This is a genomic window from Psychroflexus aestuariivivens (genome assembly GCF_004010055.1).
GTDB lineage: Bacteria > Bacteroidota > Bacteroidia > Flavobacteriales > Flavobacteriaceae > Psychroflexus > Psychroflexus aestuariivivens.
This window is the reverse complement of sequence record NZ_RQVT01000028.1, coordinates 1-2,697: the sequence shown is the minus strand read 5'-3', so window position 1 is coordinate 2,697 and position 2,697 is coordinate 1. Positions and strand designations below refer to the sequence as shown.

The window sequence follows — 2,697 nt, the reverse complement described above, 5'->3', positions numbered from 1 at the left end:
TATCGACTCGTTGCGGGAAAATTAGTAATTATTTTTCAATTTTAGATTTTAACTTCCAGAAAATCCCAAAACTACGATTTCAACAGAGAATCCGCAATGAGCGATATGCAGTGTTGGCAGTAGGCTTTATTTAACGAATCTAATTCTATTTTCGCTTACATACCATAATTGTTTGAATTTTATTGGAATCACTTCATTTCCATTTTTATCAATATAACCAACTTTACCATCTTTGGAAACATAAGCTAAACCATTGTTGAAATAAAATGCTAAGTCATAATTGGCTGGAATCACAACTTTTCCTTTTTTATTCATATACCCAAATTTTTCATCTTTTTTAAAAACTGTAAGACCCTCAGAAAATACTGGAAGCCCTGTTTTTTCTTGAGAAAAATTTATTTTAACTTTATTCTTCTTATTTATCCAACCGTACTTATTTTCTTTTCTAACAAAGGCTAAGCCATTAGAAAAAGTATTAGCTTCATCATAAATAAATGGAATAATAACCTTATTCTCACGATTTATATAACCCCATTTATCATTTATTTTGACAGCGATTAAATCTTCACGTATTTCGAATTTAATATCATCATATGCTAAAGGTATTATTACAGTACCCGATTTATTTATAAAACCATATTTATTATCATTTTTTACAGCAAAAAACTCTCTATCTTCTAGGTTAAAGATTGATTCATAAATAGGGTCAACAATAATTTTATTCTTAATATTAACGATACCTTTAAATTTTTGGTTGTTAATTTTTTTTCTAAAAATAAATAACGAATCAGAATCAAATGAATTACTACTAATATCAAATTCTAAGTTTTTATTAAAAATAATTTCTCCGTTTTCGTCAAATATTAAGTCTTTACCATTATCTGTACTAGCTTTAAAACTATTAAAATCAAAAAGTGATATCATATTATATTTAAAATTCGTTAGTGAATCACCTTTCCGATTTATTAACCCATATTTCCCGTTTTTTTTGGCAATCCCTGTATCATTATAATAAAAGAAAACTTTATCAAGATCCTCAAATAATACTTCATTTCCATTTTTATTTATGTAACCATATACTGAATCTTTAATGATATTAGCATAATCACCATAAAAATCGGAACTCATATTATATTTCTGTTTGATTACAATTTTCCCTTTTTCATCTAAATATCCTATTTTATGTTTTTCCTCTGGTTGTATTTTATAATACAACATTCGAAATAAATTTTCTGCAAAAATATTATCTTTAATTTTTTCTGGCTTTTTTCCAATAAAATATGTTTTCTCAAAATCTGGTGAAATTTTTTCTTGAGAATAAATATAATTTATCGAAACTAAAAAGATTAATAAGTGTAATAGATTGTATTTCATATGTTATATTTTTTTGCTTACTGCCAACGTATTTGTGTATCTTTCAGTGGCGACCAAGAAAGCAATGCTTTTCGTTTGTCAGTCGTAAACATACCAAAAAAATCCCAAACCTTTACTTTCAGCTCCCAAACCTCGCCATTGAAGATACACGGTGTTGTAGAGTGTATTCTATTCAGACGCGGGTTTTCTATCTCTTTCGATATATTCAGCTGACTTTGAGCTTGCCTATCAGCTCGAAATTCAGCCGTTAATTTTCGATGATTGGCAAATTCCGTCAAGGCTCGCATTTCAACTTGCAAATAAGATTTCAGATTCAAATTTACTTGGGGATTGTCAATTGTATTCGATAAAGTCAATCAGCCCAAAACCCGCCATTCAGCGTTTTTTTCAATCGGGAATTTTGAATTGAAAGTTAAAACTTAAGGTGAACTTTTCCATGTTTTTTGAAAATCAGATTTTCAATTATATACTCTACAACGTTCTCGCATATCGACTCGTTGCGAGAAAATTAGCAATTATTTTTCAATTATTAATTTTATTCCCAGAAAATCCAAAACTCCGATTTCAGCCGAAAATCCGCAATGAGCGATATGCAGTGTTGGCATTTCGTTTTTTAATTTTCAGAGTTATTTTCCATCTCAGTTTTATCCTCTCTATTCAATTTGTTTCTAAAAGTTGGTCTAAAAACTAAACCCATAAAAAATCCAAAGAAGAATAGATTAAAAATGAATTTCCAAAAATTAAAGCCTTCTCGATCAAAATAATCGAATAAAGCCATTCCAATTGCGAAGAAAATACCACTATAAAAACCGTATTTTATAGTTTGTCTATTCAATTTGCTAATTTTCATAAGAATCAACCAATATGATTTTATAAAATTATTATCAATAAAATGATTATAAATGTAGTAATTAATCCAATTATCACATTACTAATTCCATGGAGCAATCCATCGTAATATTTATGAGATTTTTTTGTTCCACTTAAATATTGTTTGAAAGTAAATTTCGGCTTATTTGTCAGAATTCTCCAAAGATTTTCAAAAATCCACCGGAAACTTGCTCCAATAAAATTAAATATAATTTCAAATATTGTCAGAGCAGCAATTTCATCCATATTTTATTTCGTTATTTCAAATTTGAGTCGGTTTTTAAATGAATGCCAACGTTCTCGCATATCGCTTCGTTGCGGGAAAATTAGCGATTATTTTTCAATTTTTGATTTTAATCCCAGAAAATCCCAAACCTACGATTTCAACCGAAACTCCGCAATGAGCGATATGCAGTGTTGTACAGCGTATTTTATTATGTATTTATCAATTTA

4 protein-coding genes are annotated in these 2,697 nt (G+C 28.4%); all 4 read right to left on the bottom strand.

Annotated features, from left to right (window positions below; all coding sequences use genetic code 11):
- Positions 1 to 126 precede the first annotated feature (126 nt).
- The 4 genes from EIG86_RS06065 to EIG86_RS06050 all read right to left on the bottom strand — a co-directional run bounded on the left by EIG86_RS06065 (position 127) and on the right by EIG86_RS06050 (position 2,490).
- The gene (locus EIG86_RS06065) at positions 127 to 1,374 is read right to left on the bottom strand and encodes a WG repeat-containing protein (RefSeq protein ID WP_127845274.1); all 1,248 of its coding nucleotides are present in this window, start codon (positions 1,372 to 1,374) and stop codon (positions 127 to 129) included.
- Positions 1,375 to 1,391: 17 nt separating this feature from the next.
- Positions 1,392 to 1,691: a hypothetical protein gene (locus EIG86_RS06060; RefSeq protein ID WP_127845273.1), complete on the bottom strand. Its 300-nt coding sequence runs from the start codon at positions 1,689 to 1,691 to the stop codon at positions 1,392 to 1,394.
- A gap of 296 nt (positions 1,692 to 1,987) precedes the next feature.
- Positions 1,988 to 2,209 (bottom strand): hypothetical protein, encoded by a 222-nt coding sequence (locus EIG86_RS06055; RefSeq protein WP_240032184.1) that lies wholly within the window; start codon positions 2,207 to 2,209, stop codon positions 1,988 to 1,990.
- A 35-nt stretch (positions 2,210 to 2,244) separates the two neighbouring features.
- Positions 2,245 to 2,490 (bottom strand): hypothetical protein, encoded by a 246-nt coding sequence (locus EIG86_RS06050; protein ID WP_127845271.1) that lies wholly within the window; start codon positions 2,488 to 2,490, stop codon positions 2,245 to 2,247.
- Between the last annotated feature and the right edge of the window lie 207 nt (positions 2,491 to 2,697).

Excerpts from the sequence above, each read along its gene's own strand:
- EIG86_RS06065 (WP_127845274.1), bottom strand. The coding sequence starts at position 1,374 with ATGAAATACAATCTATTACACTTATTAATCTTTTTAGTTTCGATAAAT.
- EIG86_RS06050 (WP_127845271.1), bottom strand. The coding sequence starts at position 2,490 with ATGGATGAAATTGCTGCTCTGACAATATTTGAAATTATATTTAATTTT.